This window comes from Cellulophaga baltica 18, assembly GCF_000468615.2.
In the GTDB taxonomy this organism is placed as follows: Bacteria; Bacteroidota; Bacteroidia; order Flavobacteriales; family Flavobacteriaceae; genus Cellulophaga; species Cellulophaga baltica.
This window is the reverse complement of the sequence record NZ_CP009976.1, coordinates 460947-484684: the sequence shown is the minus strand read 5'-3', so window position 1 is coordinate 484684 and position 23738 is coordinate 460947. Positions and strand designations below refer to the sequence as shown.

Below are 23738 nucleotides of genomic sequence, written 5' to 3'. Positions count from 1 at the left end.
AATTAAGATCAAAATTTTAATCTAGACTGCGGTTTTCCACAGTGACCCTCATTTTTTTTATTTAGGGCTATAATTTGATAGACTATCTTTATCTTTTTTTAACGGAAGAATACATGAATATTCGCAATATATTTTTTAAAATAATGAGAAGTAGAGTAGTAAATACGGGTAGCTCGGTACTAAAAAGCATTATTTTAGCTTTAGTGCTTTTGTTGTCCTTAGGGTGTAAAAATAATAACACAAATAAAGACCATCAATTTGCTTCTTTTTTTAATGCAGTTCAAGATTCAACGGTAAAGGACACATTAAATTCCAAATATTTAGAAGCTAAAATCATAAGAATTTTAGATGGTGACACTGTTGAGGTATTATATGGAGAGCTACCCATAAAATTACGATTAGCACATATAGATTGTCCAGAGAAAAGAGGGAAGCAGCCTTTTGGAAATAAAGCTAAAATAGCCTTGTCAGATTTATGCTTTGGACAAATGGTACAAATTGATTCAGATAAAAAATTTGATCGTAATGGCAGGTTAATTGGAGTGATTTTTAATGCAGACGGTTTGAATGTAAATAAAGAAATGGTGCGTTTAGGAATGGCGTGGCACTATAAAAAATACTCCGATGATATGAGTTATGATCTACTAGAAAAAGAAGCCAGAGAGAATAAAGTAGGTTTATGGATAGATCCAAACCCCATCGCTCCATGGGCTTTTCGTTAGAACTACTATCTAAGTATCTATTATTGTAAAATCTAAAAAATTCCACTTCATGAGAAGTGGAATTTTTGTATAAACGCATCACCACTTTTACCTTACTAAACCCCCAATCACAATTTGTTGTTAATGTCTTGTAAACCTGATTTTTATCAGGTTTTAGGCTTGTTAGCCGTGCTACCTTTATGCTATATTTTAGTTGAATTAAAACGTGTAAAAATGTCAAAAGAAACAATTAAAGCGTATTGTTTAGGAGGAGGACTAGGTTCATTGGCTGCTGCAGCTTTTATGATTAGAGATGGTGGAATGTTAGGTTCTCAAATTACAATTTTTGAAAAGCTCCCTTCCTTAGGAGGGTGTTTAGATGGGGCAAGGTTAGAAGATGGGAGTTATTCGCTTCGTGGGGGAAGAATGCTTACCACAGATGCCTACGAATGTTTTTGGGGCTTGTTTCAAGATATCCCTTCTATACATAATAAAGGCATGTCTGTAAAAGAAGAAACTATAGCCTTTAATAAAAAACATATAGCGCATTCTAAAGCGCGTTTGGTAGATAAGAACCGTCATATTGTAGATACAGCTACCATGAATTTTACCATGCATGACAGGTTGGAGTTTCTAACCTTATTAGAAGCATCCGAAGAAAAACTAGGAACATCGAAAATTACGGATTGGTTGTCGCCAGAATTTTTCACCACTAACTTTTGGTATATGTGGCAAACAACCTTTGCTTTTGAACCTTGGCATAGCGCGGTGGAGTTTAAGCGTTATTTGCATCGGTTTATGAATGAGTTTCCAAGAATTAATACTTTGGCTGGCGTAAAAAGAACAGAATACAATCAGTATGATTCTTTGGTGCGCCCATTACAAGCATGGCTACAAGAAAAAGGGGTTAATTTTGAATTAGCGACTACTGTTGATGATATAGCTGTTGAAGAAATAGATGGAAAAGTAACAGTGATATCAGTTAGCGTAATTGGGCCAAAAGGAGCCAAACAGGTAGTTGTTGCTCCAGATGATCTTGTTATTTTTCAAAATGGCTCTATGGTTGATGCTTCTAGTATTGGTTCAATGGAACAGGCTCCAGCGAAAAAAACAAAAGCAGATAGTAAGGGGTGGACGCTTTGGGAGAAATTAGCGAAGGGGAGACCAGATTTTGGAAACCCAGCACCTTTTAATACCAGTATTCCAGAATCTTTCTGGGAATCATTTACTGTTACGTTTAGGACATCGGAGTTTTTTGATAAATTAGAAAAAATGTCTGGCAACAAAGCTGGTACCGGTGGTTTGGTAACTTTCAAAGATTCTAGTTGGTTAATGTCTGTGGTGTTGTATAACCAGCCACATTTTATAGGGCAGCCAGATGATGTCTTTATCTTATGGGGGTATGCGTTATATGGAAACCGAGTAGGAGATTTTGTTCCTAAAACCATGATTGAGTGTAATGGGCAGGAGATCCTAACAGAATTAGCAGGTCATTTTAATTTTGATGATAGTGTCTTTGAAGATGCGGTGTGTGTACCTTGTAGAATGCCTTACATTACGTCTATGTTTATGCCACGTGCAAATAGTGATAGACCAAAACCAGTGCCAGCAAGTTCTAAAAATTTAGCTTTTGTAAGTCAGTTTGTAGAAATTCCGGATGATGTGGTCTTTACGGTAGAGTATTCGGTAAGAGCTGCACAAACGGCCGTATATCAACTATTAAATATTGATCGTGAAATTCCTAAAATCACGAAACATGATAAATCACCTAAAGTACTTTTAGATTCTGTGATCAAATCATTTGCATAGCGCTGTAGTAAATGAAGCGTTTAGGAAAACAAAAAAGCCACTTCTCATGAAGTGGCTTTTTTTAGTATAGTTCTTATGTAATCAATCCATTACTATTTTTTATGAAGTAACCTAGGCTAAATAAACGCCATAAAAAAAGCCTCTCAGTTTCCTGAAAGGCTTTCGTTTTAGTAGCGGGAACTGGACTCGAACCAGTGACCTTCGGGTTATGAGCCCGACGAGCTACCTACTGCTCTATCCCGCGATATACGTTTCTGAAACTATCATCTTAGCTTTTAACTTTCAGCTCATAACTGCTAACTGACGTATTTCAGGCTGCAAATATAGTTACTTTTTACGATTCACCAAACTTTATTTGAAATAAATATTAAAAATTTTAGATAGCCACTTTAAATAGGGTATTTGTGAGCTCCTTACTTAAAATCTTACTATTTTGTACGGGTTTTAAAAACCATCGGATTACAAAACATTTATTTATGGAAAACTACGGCTTGCTCTCAATTTTGCCACCCGTTATTGCAATTATTTTAGCGCTCAAAACAAAACAAGTATATATAGCCTTGCTTTTTGGTATTTGGTTTTCTTGGTTGATCATGAGCGATTGGAATGTGCTAACAGGAACATTGGCAACCATAGAGGGTATGGTAAATGTTTTTAAATCTGAAGGCAATACCAGAACCATAATGTTTAGTGCCCTTGTAGGGGCATTGCTCTTATTTATTCAATACTCCAAAGGGGTAGAAGGTTTTATAAACCAATTGAATAAAGTGATTCATTTCTTTGAAAAAAAGCAAAAAGGGTATAGTAGAGTAGTGGTGCAATTATTAGCGGTGCTTACAGGCTTATTATTATTTGTAGAAACAAGCATTAGCTCATTAACGGTAGGAACACTGTATAGACCCGTTTTCGATAAACTAAAAATACCAAGAGAGAAGTTGGCGTATATTGCCGATTCTAGTTCTGCCCCTTCCTCCATTTTAATTCCTTTTAATGCTTGGGGTGCTTTTATTATGGGTTTACTAGTGACGCAAGGTTTAGACAATCCTTTTGGTTTATTGCTCTCTTCTATAGCCTATAATTTTTATCCAATATTGGCTATTGCCATTGTTTTTGTGGTGATTTTGACCAAAAAGGATATTGGCCCGATGGCTAAGGCCGAGAAAAGAACAAGGGAAACAGGAAAGTTATTGAATGATAATTCTAAACCTATGCTTTCTAGTGAGGTAACTTCATTGGCGCCAAAAAAAGGTATAAAGGCAAGAGCGTATAATATGATTGTGCCCTTGGCAACCATGGTTTTTATGATGCCAATTAATTTAGTCTATACGGGGTGGAGTGCGGTAGAGAATGCTACTTCATTTTCCGATCATGTTTTCCAGGCCATAGGGAAAGGCTCAGGGTCATCGTCTGTGTTATATGCGGTACTTACGGCTATTCTGGTGGCTATGATCATGTATAGATCTCAAAAAATAATGAAGACAAAAGAAATGATTGACTTGGTCTTAAAAGGTATAAGTGAATTAATGCCCTTAGCATTACTAATGTTATTGGCCTTTGCTATTGGCGATGCTTGTAATCAATTAGGGACAGGAGCTTTTGTGGCAGATTGGTCAAAAGATTGGTTGTCGCCAGAGTTTTTACCAGCAATTATTTTTGTAATTAGTTCATTTATAGCATTCTCTACAGGCACTTCATGGGGTACTTTTGCTATCATGATGGCTATTGCAGTGCCTATGGCAGAAGTACATGGTGCGCCATTAACGCTGGTAATAGCAGCAACTTTAGGAGGAGGTATTTTTGGAGACCACTGTTCTCCGATATCAGATACGTCTATTATTTCGTCTATGGCATCGGCCAGTGATCATATAGATCATGTGAATACGCAGTTGCCTTATGCCTTAATTGGTGGTGGAATTACCGTAGTTATGTACTTAATTTTAGGTTTTGTTATGAATTAAAGGCCTACAATAAGCTACCTTTGTACTTTTAAATGTTAAAATAGTAAGATGGCAGATCATAAAGCTGGTTTTGTAAATATTATTGGAAATCCTAATGTGGGGAAATCTACCTTGATGAATGCTTTTGTGGGCGAGAAATTATCCATTATCACCTCCAAAGCACAAACAACGAGACACCGTATTTTAGGGATAGTTAATGGGGATGATTTTCAAATGATTTTATCAGATACTCCAGGGATTATCAAACCTGCTTACGAGTTACAATCTTCTATGATGGATTTTGTAAAGTCGGCTTTCGAAGATGCAGATATTCTAATCTACATGGTAGAAATAGGGGAAAAGGCATTAAAAGATGAGCGTTTCTTTGATAAATTGAAGAATAGCAAAATTCCGGTACTTTTATTATTAAATAAGATTGATGTTTCTGAGCAAGGTATTTTAGAGGAGCAAGTGCAATATTGGCATGAGCAATTACCAACGGCAGAAATACACCCGATAAGTGCGTTACAGAATTTTAATGTCAAAGAAGTATTCCTTCGTATTTTAGAATTGCTACCGGTTTCTCCGGCGTTTTATCCTAAAGATCAATTAACAGATAAGCCAGAACGTTTCTTCGTAAATGAAACTATTAGAGAGAAAATATTACAGAACTACAAAAAAGAAATTCCATATTCAGTAGAAATAGATACCGAGGAGTTTTTTGAGGATGATAAAATTATTAGAATGCGATCTGTGATTATGGTAGAGCGCGAATCTCAAAAAGGAATCATTATTGGTCATAAAGGTGCTGCTTTAAAAAGAGTAGGTGTAGAGTCTAGAAAAGATTTAGAGATTTTCTTTGATAAGCAAGTGCATTTAGAACTGTATGTAAAAGTAAATAAGAACTGGAGAAGCAATGCCAATCAGTTAAAACGTTTTGGTTACAATCAAGGCTAGGTTCTTAACCTTTGTTTGTTCTTTAGTTTACGCCTAAGTTACACAAAAGCTGCATTTTTGGTTGTTATACATAAACAACCACAACAATGAAAAAAATTACCTTAGTTGCTCTTTTTGGAGGGCTTTTACTAACTTCTTGTATTAAAGATCACGTAGGACATGGTGGTGATGCGGATATAGATGTATCTGCTTTACAATTTACAAAAATTGGAGGATTCTCAAATGGCTCTGGAGACGAAGGGTTTTCAGAGATCAGTGCTTTTGATCCTAGCACTAAAAAATTATTTGTTGTAAATCCTGTGCAATCAGAAGTGTCCGTTTGGGATATATCCGTACCTTCCTCTGCGGTTAAATTAACATCAATTATCCTTACAGGAGTTCCAAACAGCGTTGCGGTTCATGATGGCGTGGTTGCGGTAGCGGTAGAAAATACCAATAAGCAATCCAATGGGACCATTCAAACTTATGATACTACTTCTCAAAACTTAATAACTTCATATACCGTTGGCGCATTACCAGATATGGTTGCCTTTTCTCCTGATGGTACCTATTTAATTTCAGCTAATGAAGGAGAGCCTAATGATGATTATACAGTAGACCCAGAAGGTTCTGTCTCTATCATTAATATTGAAAGAAATGAAATTAACACCTTATTTTTTACCTCTTTTAGTGCATCTGCAATAGGAAATGATTTTAGAGTTTTCGGTCCTAATGCGAGTATCGCTCAAGATGTAGAGCCTGAGTATATTGCGGTCTCTGATGATAGCAAATATGCATACATTACCTTACAAGAAAATAACGGAATTGCGGTTGTAAATTTGGCAGCAAAAACAATTACCGATGTATTTGGATTAGGGACAAAAGATTTTTCTCTTCCAGAAAATACTATGGATGCTAGTAATAAAGATGATGTTTTAGGGAATTTTAAAAACTGGCCTGTATTGAGCTTCTATATGCCAGATGCCATTGCATTTGCAACTATTGATGAAATGGAATATATCATTACCGCCAATGAAGGAGATTCTAGAGACTATGATGGCTATTCTGAAGAAGAACGCGTAAAGGATTTGACCTTAGATATATCAGTTTTTCCTAATGCTGCAGAATTACAGTTAGATGAAAATTTAGGGCGATTAAAAATTACTACGGCCAATGGTGATCTTGATGGTGATGGCGATTTTGATAAAATTTATGGGTATGGCGCTAGATCCTTTTCTATTTGGAATACATCAGGAACTTTGGTGTATGATAGTGCAGATGAAATAGGCCGTGCTACATTTGAAATCAACCCATCATTCTTCAATGCAGATGAAGGAGAAGCTGATGGCAGAAGTGATGATAAAGGTGCAGAGCCAGAATCAGTAACTACTTTAAAAATTGGAAACTCAACCTTACTATTTGTAGGTCTTGAAAGAGCAGGTGGCGTTATGGTTTATGATATTTCTAATCCTAGGAGTCCGCAGTTTCTAGAATGGCTATTAGATACAAATGATGTAGCACCGGAAGGCTTGTTGGCTATAGCAGCAAAAGATAGTCCTACGGGTGAGAATCTCTTGGTTGTTACTAATGAGATTTCTAATACCGTAGCTATTTATGAGATTAAATAGAAGAAGATAAAATTAGTTTTACAATCCCTAAGTTTTAAAGAGCTTGGGGATTATTTATTTAGAGTCTCTTTCATTAGGTTGTACAACTCTTGCATTTGTGGTCTTCCTTTTTGTTTGCCAATACGCCCAAAAGCATAAAAAGAAAACCATAGAACAATCATTAGTACCATTAAACCTACTTGAACTCCGTAGGGTTTGTGCAAGGCGAAACTAGAATAAGCCCAAATAGATATGGCTGTAAATAGGAGCGCAATGCCAAAATGTAGGAACATAAAAAAGGTCCATAAGGTTGGGTTGGGTCCAAAAACACCATAGACCGTACAAGAGTTGTCTTCTTCGTTAGCGACAATTTCTAGATGTAGTTGTGGTGACCAGAAATGATGTTCCTTGGCTTTAAACTTCAGAAACAGGTGTTCATCTAAACGTTTGCATTGTATAGCGTGATGTTGTAAAGGACTGAAATTAGAAAGTAGCTGTTCTTTTTCTGAGTTCAATACCAATTGAAAACGAGGTCTTAAGACGATAGTATTTGGAAGCGTTTTCACAGGTATCTTATTAATTTTTAAGCGAGTTTGGGGCTAAATATATCTCAAATTTCCTAAGATCGTTACATTTTTCTTTTCCCTAATTTCACAGTAACAGCTATTTAGGTAGAGAAGATATCATTTTTCTTCAATAAATAATAGTACTTTTGCAGCAAAATTACGAAGTATGAGTGCTATTGTAGCCATTGTAGGAAGACCTAACGTAGGGAAATCAACTTTTTTTAACCGATTAATAAAGCGTAGAGAGGCTATTGTTGATGCGGTTAGTGGAGTTACGCGTGACCGTCATTACGGCAAGAGTGACTGGAATGGAAGAGAATTCTCAGTAATAGATACTGGAGGATATGTAAAAGGAAGTGATGATGTTTTTGAAGCAGAAATTGATAAACAAGTAGAATTGGCTATCGATGAAGCAGATGTAATCATTTTTATGGTAGACGTAGAAACCGGAATTACCGGGATGGATGAAGACGTTGCTAATTTACTTCGTAAAGTTAAAAAGCCGGTTTTATTAGCGGTAAATAAAGTAGATAATAACAAACGTGCAGAAGATGCTGTAGAGTTTTATTCTCTTGGTTTAGGAGATTATTTTACTATTGCAAGTACTAATGGATCAGGAACAGGAGATTTATTAGATGCTTTAGTAGAAGTACTTCCAGAAAAAGAACCAAACAGGGATGAAGATTTACCGAGATTTGCGGTAGTAGGGAGACCTAATGCAGGAAAATCATCTTTCATTAATGCATTGATTGGCGAAGAGCGGTATATTGTTACTGATGTTGCAGGTACGACTAGAGATAGTATTGATACCAAATACAACCGTTTTGGTTTTGAATTTAATCTTGTAGATACAGCAGGTATCCGTAGAAAGTCTAAGGTGCACGAAGACCTGGAGTTTTACTCGGTAATGCGTTCTGTAAGAGCTATTGAGCATTCAGATGTGTGTATTCTAATTTTAGATGCAACACGTGGTTTTGATGGTCAGGTTCAGAATATTTTCTGGTTGGCACAACGTAACAATAAAGGAATTGTAGTTCTTGTGAATAAGTGGGATTTGGTAGAAGAGAAAGAGACCAATACCATGAAGCAATATACGCAAAAGATCAAAGAGGCTATGGAGCCTTTTGTAGATGTGCCTATTATTTTTATGTCGGTATTAACAAAGCAGCGTATTTTTAAAGCGATTGAAACGGCAGTACAAGTCTATGAAAATAGAAGTCGTAAGATTCAAACACGTAAGTTCAATGATATAATGCTACCGTTGATAGAAAACTATCCTCCGCCAGCATACAAAGGTAAATATGTGAAAATTAAGTTCTGTACGCAATTGCCAACACCGTATCCGCAATTTGCATTTTTCTGCAACTTGCCACAATACGTTAGGGATCCGTACAAACGTTTCTTAGAGAATAAGCTTAGAGAAAGTTTTGATTTCTCTGGAGTGCCTATCTCTGTATTTATGCGTAAAAAGTAACGCACACAAAAGGATATAATATAAAAGAGGGCTAAATTCTATCATAGAATTTAGCCCTCTTTTTTAGGATTTAAAGCGTATTGCTATATTATAAAAAGTGTGATCATTTTATTTTCAAGATCTATTTCACTAGTTGCACCACTTACAGAAATACTATCTATTTCGGTGTCTATTCCGCAGCATTCACTGCCCTCTCCGGTTTTTTCTATATCCATATTCATCGTAAAAAAAGCATCTGTCTTTAAATTAACGGTATAACTTTTTTCTTGACTTTCTAAAATATCTAGTGATAAATAGATGCCTGGAGTTTCTTCAGTAGTAGTTACTGAAAAAGCAGCATTCATACTAGCCTCGTCAAAAATGGTAATATTAGAAGCGGTATAGGTCCCGTTGGCAATTAAATTAGCGCCCGAAGCTTCGTCAATGATGATCATCTTAAAGTTGTTAGACAAACAGCTTACGACACTGCAGTCTGTTGTAGTGGTCTCGCTACTGCTTTCACATTGCACAAGAAATAGGGATAAGAAAAGTACTGTTATTGATTTATACATAGTAGGGTTTTTAAAAAGATACAAATTATAAAGAATGGTTGCGTTTGTTATAGAGGTTACCAACCACCAGAAGCGCCGCCTCCGCCAAAGCCTCCGCCACCGAAGCCTCCGCCAAAACCACCTCCGCCTCCAAAGCCACCACCGCCACCGAAACCTCCTCCGGAGCTATGGCCACCGCGACCCATATTACTTAGAATAATGGCATCCCAAATATCAAAACCTCCAGACCTTTTGCCGCCATTTCTGCCGCCGCCGTTTCCTTTGTTTTTGTTAGAAAAGATGATAATGATAATGATGAAAATTAAAAATGGGAATAAACTCTTAAAAGGAAAAGAGTTGGTGCTAAAGGTTCGGTCTTCTTGAAATTCTCCCGTAAGGATGCCAAAAATAGCATCGGCACCTTTGTTTATGCCTCCGTAGTAATCGCCTGTTTTAAATTCAGGGATGATCACTTGTTCTATAATTCGTTTAGACATGGCATCGGTGAGAGAGCCTTCTACACCATAACCGGTATTGATAGCCACCTTTCGGTCGTCTTTAGCGAGAATCAATAAAATTCCGTTATCTGTATCGCCCTGGCCAATACCCCATTTTTGGCCCCATTGCGCGCCTAGGTAATTAATATCTTCGCCCTTAGTACTTCCAATAATTACCACTACAATCTGTGTAGAGGTACTGTCGGCATAACTTTTTAATTTGTGGGTAAGGGTGTTTTTCTGCGAAGCAGATAACAAATTTATATAATCATAAACCCCTTTTTGTTCGCTAGGCTTTTCTGGGATCGTAAACTGACCAAAAGCAAAGGAAGTTAGGAATAGAACTAAAATTAATATATTACCCTTTAGAAACTTCATTGCTAAGTTCATTTGTGTCGTTATGTTGCCATGGAAAATGAGTGTGAAGTTCTTTTCCGGCTTTTAAGATGCCATCAATGATACCTTGTTTGAAGTTTCCTTCTTTAAATTGTTGTTGAATGACATTTTTAGTGGAGTCCCAAAAATCTTTAGGCACTACCTTGTCAATCCCTTTATCTCCACAAATGACAAACTTTTTATCATGCACGGCCACATAGATCAAAACGCCATTAGCGTCTTTCGTATTGTCCATCTTTAAAACGTGAAAGACTTCTTCTGCACGTTTAAAGTGATCTAATGTAGTATGTGCTTCAATATGAACTCTAATCTCACCAGAAGTATTTTTTTCAGCTTCTATAATAGCCTGAACAATCTCTTGCTCTTCTTTTTCGGATAAAAATGCTTCTACTTTAGACATATTAGGTTCTAGTTAAAATCAAAATTTACATCTGGAGCATTTTCTGCACCGCTATTTGCTGAGAATAAGGATAGTTGTTGAAACCCTGCTAAGGAAGCAATAATATTTGTTGGTATTTTTGCAATCTTTATATTGTACTCACCAGCTAAATCATTGAAGCGGTTACGCTCTACATTGATTCTATTTTCAGTACCCTCTATTTGTGATTGTAAGTCTAAGAAATTTTGGTTCGCTTTTAGTTCAGGGTAGCGTTCTACTACTACCATTAATTTACTTAAAGCACCTGTTAAACCACTTTGTGCTTGTTGAAAAGCGGCCATCTTATCAGGAGTCAAATTATTCGCATCAATAGTTGTAGACGTGGCTTTAGATCTTGCTTCTATAACATCTGTTAAGGTTCCTCTCTCAAAATCTGCAGCACCCTGCACCGTTTTAACTAAATTGCCAATTAGGTCACTACGTCTCTGATATGAGCTTTCTACGTTTGCCCATTGCTTGGTAGCTTGTCCTTTCATTTCTACAAGGGTATTGTTAGCGCTAACATACCACATTCCAAAAAGGGCAATTACAGCTACAATAACAATAATCCCGATCAGTCCTTTTTTCATCTTTACTATTTTTGGTAAGTGTTATAATTGATTTTTTATTTTGACTAGTTCAGCTTTTATGCCTTCTAATTTACTAATGATGTCAAACGTTGATAGGGTCTGACTCTTGTTTTCTTTTAAATGAGTTTTGGCGCCCTCTAAAGTAAAACCGCGTTCTTTTACCAAGTGATAAATTAACTGCAGATTTTTTACATCTTGTGGGGTGAATTTTCTGTTACCCTTTGCATTTTTTTTAGGTTGAAGTACATCAAACTCTTTTTCCCAAAACCGAATCAATGATGTGTTGACATCAAAGGCCTTTGCAATTTCGCCAATACCGTAATATCTTTTCTCAGGAAGTTCTATATGCATTAGTCTAATGATTGATTTTCTTGTGATGCTGTTCTTAACATGTTTGCGAATTCTTCCGCAGTTAAACTTCCATAGTAGAAGTTAATGGGGTTAATACGTTGGTCATCTTTAAAAACTTCATAATGAAGGTGAGGCGCTTCTGAACGTCCTGTGCTCCCTACAAAGCCAATAAGATCTCCGCGTTTTACCGTTTTACCAGCAGTAACATTGTATTTACTCATGTGCGCATATAAACTTACATACCCAAAACCATGATCAATACGAATGTGGTTTCCGTATCCGGAAGAATTACTATCGGCACGGATCACTTTACCATCTCCAGTGGCATAGATAGGGGTTCCTTTAGGAGACGTAAAATCCATCCCCCAGTGCATTTTTCTTGCTTTTGTAAACGGATCTGAACGCCAACCGTATCCTGAGGCCATTCTTTTTAAATCTTCATTATTAATGGGTTGTATCGCAGGAATTGCTGCAAGCAGCTTTTCTTTCTCTTCCGCAAGTTTTGTAATCTCATCTAAAGACTTAGATTGGATGACCATTTGCTTTTGAATTATATCCATTCGTTTTGTAGAAGCAATAATCATTTCAGAATTATTAAACCCTTCTAATGATTTATATCGGTTTACCCCACCAAAACCAGCTCTTCGTTGCTCATCAGGGATAGGGTTAGCTTCAAAATAAACGCGGTAAATATTGTTGTCTCTATCTTCTATATTGGCCAACACCTGTTCTACCTGCTCCATTTTCTTATCTAAAAGCTCAAATTGCAAATCATAATTCCGCAACTCGCGCTGTAAAGACAATTCTTTAGGCGTATTTATAAAATTGGTATTCAATAATATGGTAAGGCCTAGCAGACCGAACAAAAAAGAACCTAGTAAAAACAGGCCTATATTCCTGTATCTTCTAGATTTTTTTGCTTCTATTTTGCGATACGATAAAGTATCTGGATCGTAATAATATTTTACTTTAGACATAAATGGATTTTATCCTATTTTTGTGCTTTCAATTTAACGTAACAAACAAATATAAAAATAGTTTTGTAGATTCCCTTAAATTTATCAAAAGCTTAAGTTTTTGTCATCATTTTCTTCTTTTTTAAAGGGAATTTAGGCAACTATGGGGTTAGATTTATAAGAATGTGCTAAAAGCATTAAACAATTACAGATGAAATCTCAAGAGATACGATCAAAATTTTTAGAATTTTTTAAGGACAAAGAACATAAAATAGTTGCTTCTGCTCCTATGGTTATTAAAGATGACCCTACTTTAATGTTTACAAATGCTGGTATGAACCAGTTTAAAGAATTCTTTTTAGGGAATACAGTCCCTAAAGATACCCGTGTTACAGATACTCAAAAATGTTTGCGCGTTAGTGGTAAGCATAATGATTTGGAGGAAGTAGGGAAAGATACCTACCACCATACGATGTTTGAGATGTTGGGGAACTGGAGTTTTGGTGATTATTTTAAAGAAGAAGCCATTACGTGGGCTTGGGAATTTTTGACAGACGTTTGTAAGATTGATAAAACAAGTCTTTATGTAACCGTTTTTGAGGGGAGTAAAGATGCTGATAATTTAGAGGAAGATGCGGAAGCATTAGCGCTTTGGAGAAATATTGTACCAGAATCTCAAATTCTTTTTGGAAATAAAAAGGATAATTTTTGGGAAATGGGAGATCAAGGCCCTTGCGGACCTTGTTCAGAAATTCATGTAGATATTAGATCTGCTAAAGAAAAAGCTAAAGTTTCTGGTGCATCATTAGTAAATAATGACCACCCGCAAGTAGTAGAGATTTGGAATTTGGTATTTATGCAATACAACCGTAGAGCAAATGGCCAATTAGAATCATTACCAGCAAAGCATGTAGATACCGGAATGGGCTTTGAACGTTTGTGTATGGTGATGCAAAACGTGCAATCTAACTATGATACCGATGTTTTTACACCGATCATTAGAGAGATAGAAGCTATTACAACTAATACTTATGGTAAGGATGAGAAGCTAGACATAGCAATACGTGTGATAGCAGATCATATCCGTGCGGTATCTTTTTCAATATCTGACGGGCAATTGCCAAGTAATACAGGAGCGGGGTACGTAATTCGTAGAATTTTACGTAGAGCTATTCGGTATGGCTTTACGTTCTTAGATACTAAAGAACCATTTATGTACCGTTTGGTAAATGTTCTTTGTGATAGTATGGGAGCTGCCTTTCCTGAACTTAAAAGTCAGAAACAACTTATTGAAAATGTTATTAAAGAAGAAGAACATTCTTTCTTGAAAACTTTAGATCAAGGGCTGGTACTTTTAGATTCTATTATTGCAAGCGCCGCAAGCGATACTATTGATGGTAGAAAAGCTTTTGAATTGTATGATACTTTTGGGTTCCCAATAGATTTAACCGCATTAATTTTAAGTGAAAGAGGACTTCATTTAGATGAAAAAGGGTTTGAAGTTGCTATGGGAGAGCAGAAGAAGCGTTCGCGTTCTGCATCAGAAATATCGAAAGAAGATTGGACGGTGCTTTCTTCAGACTTAGAACAAGAGTTTATTGGATATGATGTCTTACAATCTAACGTAAAACTAGTAAAATATAGAAAGGTTACCTCTAAAAAAGATGGGGAGCAATATCAAATTGTATTTAACTTAACTCCTTTCTACGCAGAAGGTGGTGGACAAGTAGGAGATAAAGGATATTTAGAAGCGGCAAACGGTGACGTAATCTATATCCTAGATACAAAGAAAGAGAATAACGAAATTATTCACTTTGCTAAAAACCTTCCGAAAGATGTCAAAGAAACGTTTAAAGCGGTGGTTGATGAAAAGCAAAGAAGAAGAACGGAAGCAAACCATACCGCAACACATTTATTACATCAAGCATTGCGTGAAATTTTAGGAACACATGTAGAGCAAAAAGGTTCTGCGGTACATTCTAAATATTTACGCTTTGATTTTTCGCATTTCTCTAAAGTGACTGCCGAGGAGTTAACGGAAGTAGAGAATTTTGTGAATGCACGTATTGAAGGGAATTTACCATTGGAAGAAAGTAGAAATGTACCTATGCAAACGGCAGTGGAGCAAGGTGCTATGGCCTTGTTCGGAGAAAAATATGGTGATGCAGTAAGAACCATTCGCTTTGGAAAATCTATTGAGCTTTGTGGCGGTACGCATGTAAAAACTACAGCAGATATTTGGCATTTTAAAATTAAATCTGAAGGAGCTGTAGCCTCTGGGATTCGTAGAATTGAAGCGATAACTTCTGATGCGGTTAAAGATTTTTATACGGATAATAACAATACACTTTCTGAGGTTAAAGTTTTACTAAACAATAGTAAGGATCCTGTAAAGGCAGTGACTAGCTTGCAAGAAGAAAATGCCAAACTAAAGAAAGAAGTAGAAGGTTTGTTGCGGGATAAGGCTAAGAATTTGAAAGGCGATTTGCTTACAGAAATTCAGAGCCTTAACGGAATTGATTTTCTGGCGAAGAAAGTAGATTTAGATGCTGCTGGAATCAAAGATTTGTCTTTTGAGCTAGGAAGCAACAAAGACAATTTATTCTTATTGTTAGCTGCTGAAAATGAGGGTAAAGCTTTATTATCTTGCTATATTTCAAAAGAGCTAGTAGAAAAGAAAGACTTAAGTGCGGTAACTGTAGTACGTGAATTAGGGAAACTTATTCAAGGTGGTGGCGGTGGCCAAGCATTTTTTGCAACTGCTGGAGGTAAAAACCCAGGAGGGATCGCAGAAGCATTAGAGCAGGCAAAGAATTACGTAGCGTAATAGCGCATTCCGTTTTAACGTTCACTTAGAAACGAATATTGATAACAATAAAAGGCTTAGTGGTGTACCTTTGGGTAGGTACTAAGCCTTTTTTGATTTTTAAAAATGAAACTCCAAACTCAAATTCCCTTAACGAAAGCCAAGCATCAAATTGATTATAATAGTCAGTTGCTATTGTTAGGGTCTTGTTTTGTTGAAAATATTGGAGAAAAATTAACGTACTTTAAATTTCGATCCGTTCAAAATCCTTTCGGTATCCTATTTCATCCATTAGCTATTGAAAAATTAATTTCTAGGGCGATAACAAATACAGCCTATACAGAAGATGAGGTATTTTATTTAAATGAGCGCTGGCAGTGTTATGATGCACATTCCGAATTATCAGCACCTACCAAAGAGGCCTTATTGGCTAATTTAAATAATTGCTTGGTTATCGTTAGGCAACAACTAGAAAAAGCATCGCACTTGATCATTACTTTAGGTACAGCTTGGGTGTACCGTGAGTTGCGTACAGATCGCGTAGTGGCCAACTGTCATAAAGTTCCTCAGGTATCGTTTCTTAAAGAACTACTCTCGGTAATTGCTATTCAGGAAAGTCTAGAGCGTATTGTAGCGCTTGTAGCCAAAGTAAATAGTAAAGTTCAAGTCGTATTTACGGTATCACCGGTACGTCATTTAAAAGATGGCTTTGTAGCAAATCAGCAAAGTAAAGCGCACTTGATAACGGCTATTCATCAAGTAATACTTACTTCAGGAGAAAAGAACGCTTATTTTCCTAGTTATGAACTCATGATGGATGAGCTTCGGGATTATCGTTTTTATGCAGAAGATATGATACACCCTAATGCTGTGGCAATACGTTATATTTGGGAGAAGTTTAATGAAGTTTGGGTTTCTGATGTAGCAAGCTCTGGGATGAAAGCGGTAGAAGCTATCCAGAGAGGTTTAGTGCATAGACCTTTTAATCCGGAGTCAGAACAACATCAAAAGTTTTTAAAAGCCTTAGAAGGTAAAATTGCGCGTGTTCAGAAACAATATCCATTTATGAAATTTAGTCTATGAAAAACATCATTATAGGAGCTGTGGTTACATTGGCCTTGGTATTTATTTTTCGTTCTTGTTCCGATAGTTCAAAAGAAAAGTCTATTCTAAAAGAAAACTCCATGCTTATCCAGGAGTCTATCAAAAATGTGTCAAAATTAGTGGTGACCGAGGGGCATTTTGCTGAGGTTTATAACTATAAAGATTCGCAACAACTTTTTGGACCCTTAATTACGGCGGAGAAAAAAGCATTGGTAGTGGTAAATGCAGATGTTACGGTTGCTTATGATTTAAGTAAGATAGATTTTGAAGTACAGGAAGAAACAAAAACGCTACTGATAAAAAGTATCCCTGAGCCAGAAATAAAACTAAATCCAGATTTTGAGTATTATGATGTTTCGGCAGATTATTTGAATCAGTTCAATGCCAATGACTATAATAAGATCAAGAAGAATGTACGTGCCTCTTTAATGAAAAAAGTAGAGAATTCTGCTTTAAAATTAAATGCGCAAAACAGGTTGTTAAGCGAACTCTCTAATTTCTATATCCTAACTAATTCGTTAGGGTGGACCTTAGAATACAAAGGAGAAACGGTAAATGGTAATTTACCAGATTTGATAAAAGGATAAGTTATATCACCAAACTTTGATTCACTAATACTAGTCCGTCGTCTATTAAACGACCCACGCTAGGATTGTTTTGTTTCACTTTTTCTAAGTGCGCTAAAATTTCTGAGGCAAATTCCACATCGTTATTAGATTTTGCTAATTCATACAGTTCTACAGAAAGTAACCAGTCCTTAGGGAAGTTATGTTTTACTTCTTGAAAAACTTTATTCCTAGAAATCGTTGTGTTTTTGCCTTCTCTAAATTCTCTAATTTGTTGGTAGTATTGCTCTAGTAAGATGCTTTTGTCATTTTTAGTAGGCTTTATAGTGGTATTGGTCACCTTATGGGTAATCAAATCAAAACTAGCTAAATCTGCGGGGCCATTAAAAGCAGAAGCAATATTTTCTCCTATAGCCATATGATATAAGCCGAAATCAGGAGTGAACAAAATAGTATCACCGTAGGTCACGGTACAATTGTCAAAGGTGATTAGTATAATTTCTCCTCGTAGATTACGTGTCCCTGTAATAATTTCTCCTTGAACCTTTATGCCGCCTTCAAATTCTAGATGGATGGTTTGCCCTTCAAAAATGTTATAGGCTTTTAAATCCCTAGGACTCATATCTTCAATAGCAAGGTTAATACCTTTAAGTTTCCCTATAGGAGAGCCAAAACCTTGAGCATGGTGTTTGGTGCTATGACCCACAAGTTCTTTTTCGCGGTACGACAGTGCTGTTTTGCCTTTGGTTTGAAAATAAACGGGTTTGTTTTCAAACTCAATAACCTGTTCAAAATTACCAGAAACCTGAATCCCAGTACTCAACTCAATAGTCCCTAAATCTTTTGAATTGATTAGTTTTTTGATTCCTGATAAACCTCCTTTTCGCAGCGCCATAGTATTAGCAAATTCTTCTAACACCTGACTTAGAAATGCAAAATCTGGAGTCACAAAAAGTTGAGGTTGTGGTTTTGTGATATCAAAAGAAGTATGTGCTGCCTCTATAGAATAGGGAATTTTTTTAACATCATCAGTCATACACCAAGCACTTTCTCCGATAGAAGAAAGTAAGCCTGCCCCGTAAATTTTAGGATTGTCAACAGTACCAATTAAGCCATACTCAACCGTCCACCAGTGCAAATTACGGATCAACGCAATCTCACTAGGTTCTCCCATGTTTTGCTGTAAGTCTTCAATTAGTTTTTCAGCAGCATCAATCTCATTTTGTGGTGTGCCATGAGCTTCTTTGATAATAGAAAGATGGCGCACAGCTTCATACAATTCATAATCTTTAGCGCTAGAGATTGCTTTACAACCAATCTCTCCAAATCTTCTTAAGTATTCTGCGTATTCAGGATTAGCAATAATAGGCGCATGACCTGCTCCTTCATGGATAATATCTGGTGCAGGAGTGTATTCAATATGTTCTAACTGCCGAATGTCTGAAGCAATGACAAGCACATTATATGCTTGAAACTCCATAAATGCAGAAGGCGGTATGAATCCGTCTACCGCAACGGCAGCCCAACCAATTTCCTGTAGAATACGGTTCATCCCATACATGTTAGGAATGTCATCAATAGAAATCCCTGTTTTATTTAGTCCGTCTAAATAGGATTTATGGGCAACCTTACTTAAATAATCTACATTTTTTCGCATTACATAACGCCATACAGCCTGATTGATAGCGGTGTAGTCACTATAATCCTGTGGCTTTATAAATTGCCTTAAATGCACTGGTAGTTTATCTAAAATAGGGTTACTCTCGTAAGACATAATTCGTATTTATTTCGGATTAAAGATACAAAATATAGTACAGATAAGTAGGTGTGATTTTACTGTGGTTAGGGCATAAAAAAAAGCAGAACATAGGTTCTGCTTTCACGGTAATTTATAAGGATAACTATTTTTTAATTAGAAGCCCTTGGCGGGTAAGCTTTTAATATCTCAGTAACAAACTTCTGAATGCGTTCTTCTTTCTTTTCTATATTTTTGGTTTGGTATAATGCACCAACACCTTTTCCTTGCCATACCAATTGCTTGTCTTTGGCGTCAATAAGATCAATATATAAAGAGCCCTCTGTACGGGTACTTACTTGGTTGCCATACATATTTTGTCCTCCCCAGAAATAAGGATTCCAACCCCATCCAAAGCCACCGCCCCAGTAATTATTGTAAATATCTACTTGTTCTCTTTCTTTAGTAAAAATGCTTACCAATATATCTGGGTTCTCAGATTTAGAAAAACCTCTAGCAGTCATTTCAGCTTCAATAGCATATAGAATTCTTTTTTTATCTAAATCCGAAATCTGAGCTTTATCAACACCCGTTTTATAAAATGCGTATGTTTTATAGGTGCTAAAATCTGCTTTTTTATCATAATCTGCCATTACACGGACAGAACTGCAGGAACTTAGAATAAGAAGCGCAAAAATAGGCAGGGCTAAAATTTTAAATGTTTTCATAACAAATTTTATTATAGGGTTATTATTATATTCTGATTAGCATAAATATCAATAATCATGCCGAAAGAGCCTGATTTAGTTGTACTTATTGGTTTTAGAACTATAGCCATAAGGACAATGTCTGCAACCACTTTCGCAACAGTATCCTCGTTTTAAATGGTACTGGGCGGTAAAAACTTTGTATCCTTGCTCCGAAAGGTAAAAGTCACCTTCTTCTATGGGGATAATTTTTTTCATCATAATACATCCGATTCCTGTAAATTTAATTCTTCTTTGCGGATTATAGAATTTAAAATAATTTTTAACGTTAATTTTAATAATAGCCTAAAAATAAGATTCAGTTCTGCTGCAACACACCTAAAAATAGTTGTGGCACGTTTTTAGCTTTGGTAAGGTATAGATTGTAATATTTAAGAATGATTTTAGTTTCAAGACTTTTTTTTGTGAAGAATTACGTAGGCTTAACACTTTGGCCTTTTATTATTCTAAAGGATGATGCGTTAAAGAAAGATGTAATTCTTATTAACCATGAAAAAATTCACCTAAAGCAGCAAACAGAATTATTGGTGGTATTTTTCTATGTGCTGTATCTCATGGAATGGAGCATCCGGTGTATCTGTTATCTTAACTCGTACAAGGCCTATAAGAATATAAGTTTTGAACGAGAGGCGTATGCCAATGAACGAAATTTAAATTATCCTACAGAACGCAAAGCATTCAGCTTTATTAAATATCTTTGAGTTTCTTAAAAATGAGTGGTGGTAAGTAGAAATCAAAAGGTAGAACTTCCAATTCTAAAGGACAAAAAAGTTACTCTTTACATGAAAAGGGAAGATCAACTCCATCCATTTATCTCGGGGAATAAATTTAGAAAACTTAAGTATAATATAGAAGCGGCTAAGAAGGCCGGATTAAAAACGATACTTACTTATGGGGGCGCCTATAGCAACCATATTGCCGCAACTGCATTTGCAGGGAAAGAATATGGCTTTAATACAATAGGGATTATCAGAGGAGAGGAACTAGCACAGAAATGGCAAGAGAATCCTACCTTAAGATTTGCCCATGCTAACGGTATGCAATTTAAATTTGTCACCAGAGAAGCTTATAGAGTTAAAGAAGAGGCGGGGGCTATTGGCTCTTTAGAAAAAGAGTTTGGACTATTTTATCGCATTCCCGAAGGTGGTACCAACCAATTTGCAGTGCAAGGTTGTGAAGAAATAGTACGTGCTGGCGATTCAGATTTTGATGTGGTCATCACTTGTGTAGGAACTGGAGGTACAATTTCAGGAATTATCAATTCTTCTAAGGATCATCAGGTTATAATAGGTTTTCCTGCCTTAAAAGGCGATTTTCTAAAAAAAGATATTTGTAAATTTACAGCGAAATCTAATTGGGATTTAGAAACAAATTATAATTTTGGAGGATATGGCAAGATTTCAAAAGAGTTAATTGTTTTTATTAATGATTTTAAAAAGAACACAGCCATCCCATTAGATCCTATTTATACAGGAAAAATGATGTTCGGAGTGGTGGATATGATTGCCAAGAACCACTTTAAAGAAGGCACTAAAATATTAGCCATCCATACGGGTGGTCTACAAGGTATTACCGGGATGAATAAAGTATTAAAGAATAAAAATTTACCATTACTAGAATTATGATAAAAAAGATAACACTTATCTTAGTACTCGTTTTTTTTGCAGCCTGTAAGTCACACAAAAGAACAGTCGCTACCACTAAAAAGCAAGGAGCATATACGAGCACAACAGACACGAAGGCGGCAGATGCTGCAGAAGCGGATACGGATATTTACCTTCTTCCAGAAGATTCCGGAAAGTTTATAGACTTCCCTATTAGTTCTGTTCAAGAATATATTAATACATTTTCTGAAATAGCGCAATTTGAAATGAAGGCTTACGGAATTCCGGCTAGTATTACACTTGCTCAGGGTATTCTAGAAAGTGGTTATGGACGTAGTACTTTGGTGAAAAAGACCAATAACCATTTTGGAATTAAATGCCATACGGGCTGGGAAGGCGATTTTGATTATCATGATGATGATGAGAAAGGAGAATGCTTTAGAAAGTACAACCATCCTATGTATTCTTTTAGAGATCACAGTATATTCTTAACTTCTAGAGCGCGTTATTCCTTTCTTTTTGACTTAGATAATGATGATTATAGAGGTTGGGCACATGGATTAAAACAGGCTGGTTATGCTACAGATAGAAAGTATCCTAGTAAACTAATTTCATTTATTGAGCAATATGATTTGCACCAGTATGATAAGTTAGTTAATAATCAAGGATACGCCAGCAAGAAAGAACCAAAGACCTACGACTATAAAACACACGTAGTTCAGAAAGGCGATACCTTATATTCTATTTCTAGAAAGTATTTTGTATCCGTAGAAGAACTAATGAAAATAAATAAAATGAACTCTAGCAATTTAGCTATTGGTCAGCAACTGGTTGTAAAATCAGTAAAAAAATAAAGAACAACATGCTATATAAAAGAAGTAGTGAACTTTTTAATGAAGCCCAAGAATATATTCCTGGCGGTGTAAACTCTCCGGTAAGAGCTTTTAAAGCGGTAGGCGGAACACCAGTTTTTGTAAAAGAAGCTAAAGGAGCTTATTTTACAGATGAAGATGGTAATAAATTTATAGATTACATCGCATCATGGGGTCCGTTAATATTAGGCCACGCCTATGAGCCTGTTATTAATGCAGTCATTGAAAAAGCTAAAAAAGGAACCTCTTTTGGGATGCCAACAGAAATAGAAACGGAATTGGCAAAATTAGCAGTTTCTATGGTGCCTAATATTGATAAAATTAGATTTGTAAATAGCGGTACAGAAGCATGTATGAGTGCGGTACGTTTGGCTAGAGGATATACAGGAAAAGATAAAATCATTAAATTTTCTGGTTGTTACCACGGGCATTCAGACTCTTTCTTAATTCAAGCGGGTAGTGGAGCCGTTACTTTTGGTAGTCCTAATAGTCCAGGGGTAACAGAAGGTACAGCAAAAGATACCTTATTGGCTAATTATAATGATTTAGAGAGTGTCCAAACTTTAGTGGATGCTAATAAACGAGAAATTGCAGCGATAATTATTGAACCAATTGCGGGGAATATGGGATGCATTATTCCTCAAGAAGACTTTATGAAAGGCTTGAGAGAGCTGTGTACAAAAGAAGGTATTCTTTTGATTTTTGATGAGGTCATGACCGGCTTTAGATTGGCGAAAGGTGGTGCTCAAGAAGTGTTGGGGATTAATGCAGATATTGTCACCTTTGGAAAAGTTATTGGAGGTGGGCTTCCTGTAGGAGCTTTTGCTGCACGTAATGAAATTATGGCAAAATTAGCGCCAGACGGACCCGTATATCAAGCAGGAACATTAAGTGGAAATCCTTTAGCAATGAGTGCTGGTTTGGCAATGCTAACAGCTTTAAATACCAACCCTAATATCTTTAGAAGCCTTGCCGATAAAACAGCATACTTACACAAAGGATTAGAAAAGGTATTAAAAGATAACGGTATTAAACATCAGATCAATAGATTTGGTAGTATGATTTCTGTACACTTTACTGCGACTCCTGTAGTAGATTTTGCTTCATCTGCAGAAGGAAATAATGAGACGTTCAAAAAATATTTTCATGGCATGTTACGCAACGGTATCTATTTACCGCCAAGTGCTTTTGAGAGTTATTTTTTAAATGACGCCTTATCTTATGAAGATTTAGATGCAACGATAAAAGCTTTAGAAAGTATCGTAGACGAATTGAAATAGAATACATACTATTTAGAATATAAAAAAAGAGAGGCAATTTGCCTCTCTTTTTTGTTTACAATCAGATAACTTATTCTTAAACTATAGTACCATTCTACTTCAGATTTATTTATAATCTTTGAATGTCTTGATGACGCGCTATTTAAATGCAACTGTAGAAAATAATTGAATAAAAAAGTAACTACAATTTTTTTATCCGTTCACTATAGTTAATTTGGTTGGGATCAATTAAACCC

23 protein-coding genes and 1 tRNA gene are annotated in these 23738 nt (G+C 36.1%); 13 read left to right on the top strand and 11 right to left on the bottom strand.

What is annotated here, in order from left to right; all coding sequences use genetic code 11:
• The first annotated feature begins 143 nt into the window (after positions 1–143).
• Positions 144–722 (top strand): thermonuclease family protein, encoded by a 579-nt coding sequence (locus M666_RS01990; protein ID WP_052206678.1) that lies wholly within the window; start codon positions 144–146, stop codon positions 720–722.
• A 213-nt stretch (positions 723–935) separates the two neighbouring features.
• A complete protein-coding gene (locus M666_RS01985; protein WP_151198016.1) occupies positions 936–2510 on the top strand; it encodes an oleate hydratase in 1575 nt (524 codons plus the stop codon).
• 171 nt (positions 2511–2681) lie between these two features.
• Here the strand turns inward: M666_RS01985 and M666_RS01980 are convergent.
• Positions 2682–2754 (bottom strand) — tRNA-Met (locus tag M666_RS01980).
• Positions 2755–2986: 232 nt separating this feature from the next.
• Here M666_RS01980 and M666_RS01975 point away from each other — a divergent pair.
• The 3 genes from M666_RS01975 (at position 2987) to M666_RS01965 (ending at position 7011) form a co-directional block, all read left to right on the top strand.
• A complete protein-coding gene (locus tag M666_RS01975) occupies positions 2987–4468 on the top strand; it encodes a Na+/H+ antiporter NhaC family protein (protein ID WP_029444882.1) in 1482 nt (493 codons plus the stop codon).
• Between the two features lie 48 nt (positions 4469–4516).
• Positions 4517–5404, top strand: a complete 888-nt coding sequence (gene era, locus M666_RS01970; RefSeq protein WP_029444881.1) for a GTPase Era — start codon at positions 4517–4519, stop codon at positions 5402–5404.
• A gap of 86 nt (positions 5405–5490) precedes the next feature.
• Positions 5491–7011 (top strand): choice-of-anchor I family protein, encoded by a 1521-nt coding sequence (locus tag M666_RS01965; protein WP_029444880.1) that lies wholly within the window; start codon positions 5491–5493, stop codon positions 7009–7011.
• 50 nt (positions 7012–7061) lie between these two features.
• Here the strand turns inward: M666_RS01965 and M666_RS01960 are convergent, their stop codons facing one another.
• Positions 7062–7556, bottom strand: a complete 495-nt coding sequence (locus M666_RS01960; RefSeq protein ID WP_029444879.1) for a hypothetical protein — start codon at positions 7554–7556, stop codon at positions 7062–7064.
• 166 nt (positions 7557–7722) lie between these two features.
• Between M666_RS01960 and der the strand changes: the two genes are divergently transcribed.
• The gene (der, locus tag M666_RS01955) at positions 7723–9030 is read left to right on the top strand and encodes a ribosome biogenesis GTPase Der (RefSeq protein ID WP_024478919.1); all 1308 of its coding nucleotides are present in this window, start codon (positions 7723–7725) and stop codon (positions 9028–9030) included.
• A gap of 83 nt (positions 9031–9113) precedes the next feature.
• Here the strand turns inward: der and M666_RS01950 are convergent, their stop codons facing one another.
• Genes M666_RS01950 through M666_RS01925 form a run of 6 tightly spaced genes read right to left on the bottom strand, consistent with a single transcriptional unit; the run spans position 9114 to position 12789 of the window.
• The gene (locus M666_RS01950; protein WP_151198015.1) at positions 9114–9581 is read right to left on the bottom strand and encodes a hypothetical protein; all 468 of its coding nucleotides are present in this window, start codon (positions 9579–9581) and stop codon (positions 9114–9116) included.
• Between the two features lie 56 nt (positions 9582–9637).
• Complete coding sequence (locus tag M666_RS01945; protein WP_029444877.1) at positions 9638–10435, bottom strand: TPM domain-containing protein; 798 nt, start codon at positions 10433–10435, stop codon at positions 9638–9640.
• Positions 10416–10853: a TPM domain-containing protein gene (locus tag M666_RS01940; protein WP_029444876.1), complete on the bottom strand. Its 438-nt coding sequence runs from the start codon at positions 10851–10853 to the stop codon at positions 10416–10418. Before M666_RS01940 ends, M666_RS01945 begins: the two co-directional genes overlap by 20 nt.
• Positions 10854–10861: 8 nt before the next feature.
• Positions 10862–11461, bottom strand: coding sequence for a LemA family protein (locus M666_RS01935; protein WP_029444875.1), 600 nt, complete (start codon positions 11459–11461; stop codon positions 10862–10864).
• A gap of 21 nt (positions 11462–11482) precedes the next feature.
• Positions 11483–11812, bottom strand: a complete 330-nt coding sequence (locus tag M666_RS01930; protein ID WP_024478914.1) for a MerR family transcriptional regulator — start codon at positions 11810–11812, stop codon at positions 11483–11485.
• The gene (locus M666_RS01925; protein ID WP_024478913.1) at positions 11812–12789 is read right to left on the bottom strand and encodes a M23 family metallopeptidase; all 978 of its coding nucleotides are present in this window, start codon (positions 12787–12789) and stop codon (positions 11812–11814) included. Before M666_RS01925 ends, M666_RS01930 begins: the two co-directional genes overlap by 1 nt.
• A gap of 190 nt (positions 12790–12979) precedes the next feature.
• On the opposite strand from M666_RS01925, the gene alaS reads away from it, so the two are divergent.
• The 3 genes from alaS to M666_RS01910 all read left to right on the top strand — a co-directional run bounded on the left by alaS (position 12980) and on the right by M666_RS01910 (position 17265).
• Positions 12980–15595 carry an alanine--tRNA ligase gene (gene alaS, locus M666_RS01920; RefSeq protein ID WP_029444874.1) on the top strand — a complete coding sequence of 872 codons (2616 nt, stop codon included), beginning with the start codon at positions 12980–12982 and terminating at the stop codon, positions 15593–15595.
• A gap of 105 nt (positions 15596–15700) precedes the next feature.
• Positions 15701–16657, top strand: a complete 957-nt coding sequence (locus M666_RS01915) for a GSCFA domain-containing protein (RefSeq protein WP_029444873.1) — start codon at positions 15701–15703, stop codon at positions 16655–16657.
• Entirely contained in the window at positions 16654–17265 is a 612-nt protein-coding gene (locus M666_RS01910; RefSeq protein ID WP_029444872.1) for a DUF4230 domain-containing protein, read from the top strand. The genes M666_RS01915 and M666_RS01910 overlap by 4 nt, the downstream gene beginning before the upstream one ends.
• Before the next feature lies 1 nt (position 17266).
• Here the strand turns inward: M666_RS01910 and M666_RS01905 are convergent, their stop codons facing one another.
• From M666_RS01905 to M666_RS20445, 3 genes are all read right to left on the bottom strand, one after another.
• Complete coding sequence (locus M666_RS01905) at positions 17267–19018, bottom strand: aromatic amino acid hydroxylase (RefSeq protein WP_029444871.1); 1752 nt, start codon at positions 19016–19018, stop codon at positions 17267–17269.
• Positions 19019–19152: 134 nt separating this feature from the next.
• Positions 19153–19707, bottom strand: coding sequence for a DUF4136 domain-containing protein (locus M666_RS01900; RefSeq protein ID WP_029444870.1), 555 nt, complete (start codon positions 19705–19707; stop codon positions 19153–19155).
• A 75-nt stretch (positions 19708–19782) separates the two neighbouring features.
• On the bottom strand, positions 19783–19944 hold the full coding sequence (locus M666_RS20445; protein ID WP_158399903.1) for a C1orf53 family protein: 162 nt from the start codon (positions 19942–19944) through the stop codon (positions 19783–19785).
• 179 nt (positions 19945–20123) lie between these two features.
• Between M666_RS20445 and M666_RS01895 the strand changes: the two genes are divergently transcribed.
• The 4 genes from M666_RS01895 (at position 20124) to hemL (ending at position 23502) form a co-directional block, all read left to right on the top strand.
• The gene (locus tag M666_RS01895) at positions 20124–20447 is read left to right on the top strand and encodes a hypothetical protein (RefSeq protein WP_024478907.1); all 324 of its coding nucleotides are present in this window, start codon (positions 20124–20126) and stop codon (positions 20445–20447) included.
• Positions 20448–20528: 81 nt separating this feature from the next.
• On the top strand, positions 20529–21371 hold the full coding sequence (locus M666_RS01890; RefSeq protein ID WP_220466907.1) for a 1-aminocyclopropane-1-carboxylate deaminase/D-cysteine desulfhydrase: 843 nt from the start codon (positions 20529–20531) through the stop codon (positions 21369–21371).
• Entirely contained in the window at positions 21368–22204 is an 837-nt protein-coding gene (locus tag M666_RS01885; protein ID WP_029444869.1) for a glucosaminidase domain-containing protein, read from the top strand. The genes M666_RS01890 and M666_RS01885 overlap by 4 nt, the downstream gene beginning before the upstream one ends.
• A gap of 8 nt (positions 22205–22212) precedes the next feature.
• Positions 22213–23502, top strand: coding sequence for a glutamate-1-semialdehyde 2,1-aminomutase (gene hemL / locus M666_RS01880; protein ID WP_024478904.1), 1290 nt, complete (start codon positions 22213–22215; stop codon positions 23500–23502).
• The last annotated feature ends 236 nt before the right edge of the window (positions 23503–23738 follow it).

Excerpts from the sequence above, each read along its gene's own strand:
- M666_RS01940 (WP_029444876.1), bottom strand. The coding sequence starts at position 10,853 with ATGTCTAAAGTAGAAGCATTTTTATCCGAAAAAGAAGAGCAAGAGATT.
- M666_RS01890 (WP_220466907.1), top strand. The coding sequence starts at position 20,529 with ATGAAAAGGGAAGATCAACTCCATCCATTTATCTCGGGGAATAAATTT.
- M666_RS01985 (WP_151198016.1), top strand. The coding sequence starts at position 936 with ATGTCAAAAGAAACAATTAAAGCGTATTGTTTAGGAGGAGGACTAGGT.
- M666_RS01975 (WP_029444882.1), top strand. The coding sequence starts at position 2,987 with ATGGAAAACTACGGCTTGCTCTCAATTTTGCCACCCGTTATTGCAATT.
- M666_RS01990 (WP_052206678.1), top strand. The coding sequence starts at position 144 with ATGAGAAGTAGAGTAGTAAATACGGGTAGCTCGGTACTAAAAAGCATT.
- M666_RS01900 (WP_029444870.1), bottom strand. The coding sequence starts at position 19,707 with ATGAAAACATTTAAAATTTTAGCCCTGCCTATTTTTGCGCTTCTTATT.
- hemL (WP_024478904.1), top strand. The coding sequence starts at position 22,213 with ATGCTATATAAAAGAAGTAGTGAACTTTTTAATGAAGCCCAAGAATAT.
- M666_RS01915 (WP_029444873.1), top strand. The coding sequence starts at position 15,701 with ATGAAACTCCAAACTCAAATTCCCTTAACGAAAGCCAAGCATCAAATT.
- M666_RS01925 (WP_024478913.1), bottom strand. The coding sequence starts at position 12,789 with ATGTCTAAAGTAAAATATTATTACGATCCAGATACTTTATCGTATCGC.
- alaS (WP_029444874.1), top strand. The coding sequence starts at position 12,980 with ATGAAATCTCAAGAGATACGATCAAAATTTTTAGAATTTTTTAAGGAC.
- M666_RS01935 (WP_029444875.1), bottom strand. The coding sequence starts at position 11,461 with ATGAAAAAAGGACTGATCGGGATTATTGTTATTGTAGCTGTAATTGCC.
- M666_RS20445 (WP_158399903.1), bottom strand. The coding sequence starts at position 19,944 with ATGAAAAAAATTATCCCCATAGAAGAAGGTGACTTTTACCTTTCGGAG.
- M666_RS01910 (WP_029444872.1), top strand. The coding sequence starts at position 16,654 with ATGAAAAACATCATTATAGGAGCTGTGGTTACATTGGCCTTGGTATTT.
- der (WP_024478919.1), top strand. The coding sequence starts at position 7,723 with ATGAGTGCTATTGTAGCCATTGTAGGAAGACCTAACGTAGGGAAATCA.
- M666_RS01895 (WP_024478907.1), top strand. The coding sequence starts at position 20,124 with ATGATTTTAGTTTCAAGACTTTTTTTTGTGAAGAATTACGTAGGCTTA.
- M666_RS01885 (WP_029444869.1), top strand. The coding sequence starts at position 21,368 with ATGATAAAAAAGATAACACTTATCTTAGTACTCGTTTTTTTTGCAGCC.
- M666_RS01930 (WP_024478914.1), bottom strand. The coding sequence starts at position 11,812 with ATGCATATAGAACTTCCTGAGAAAAGATATTACGGTATTGGCGAAATT.
- era (WP_029444881.1), top strand. The coding sequence starts at position 4,517 with ATGGCAGATCATAAAGCTGGTTTTGTAAATATTATTGGAAATCCTAAT.
- M666_RS01945 (WP_029444877.1), bottom strand. The coding sequence starts at position 10,435 with ATGAAGTTTCTAAAGGGTAATATATTAATTTTAGTTCTATTCCTAACT.
- M666_RS01965 (WP_029444880.1), top strand. The coding sequence starts at position 5,491 with ATGAAAAAAATTACCTTAGTTGCTCTTTTTGGAGGGCTTTTACTAACT.
- M666_RS01905 (WP_029444871.1), bottom strand. The coding sequence starts at position 19,018 with ATGTCTTACGAGAGTAACCCTATTTTAGATAAACTACCAGTGCATTTA.
- M666_RS01950 (WP_151198015.1), bottom strand. The coding sequence starts at position 9,581 with ATGTATAAATCAATAACAGTACTTTTCTTATCCCTATTTCTTGTGCAA.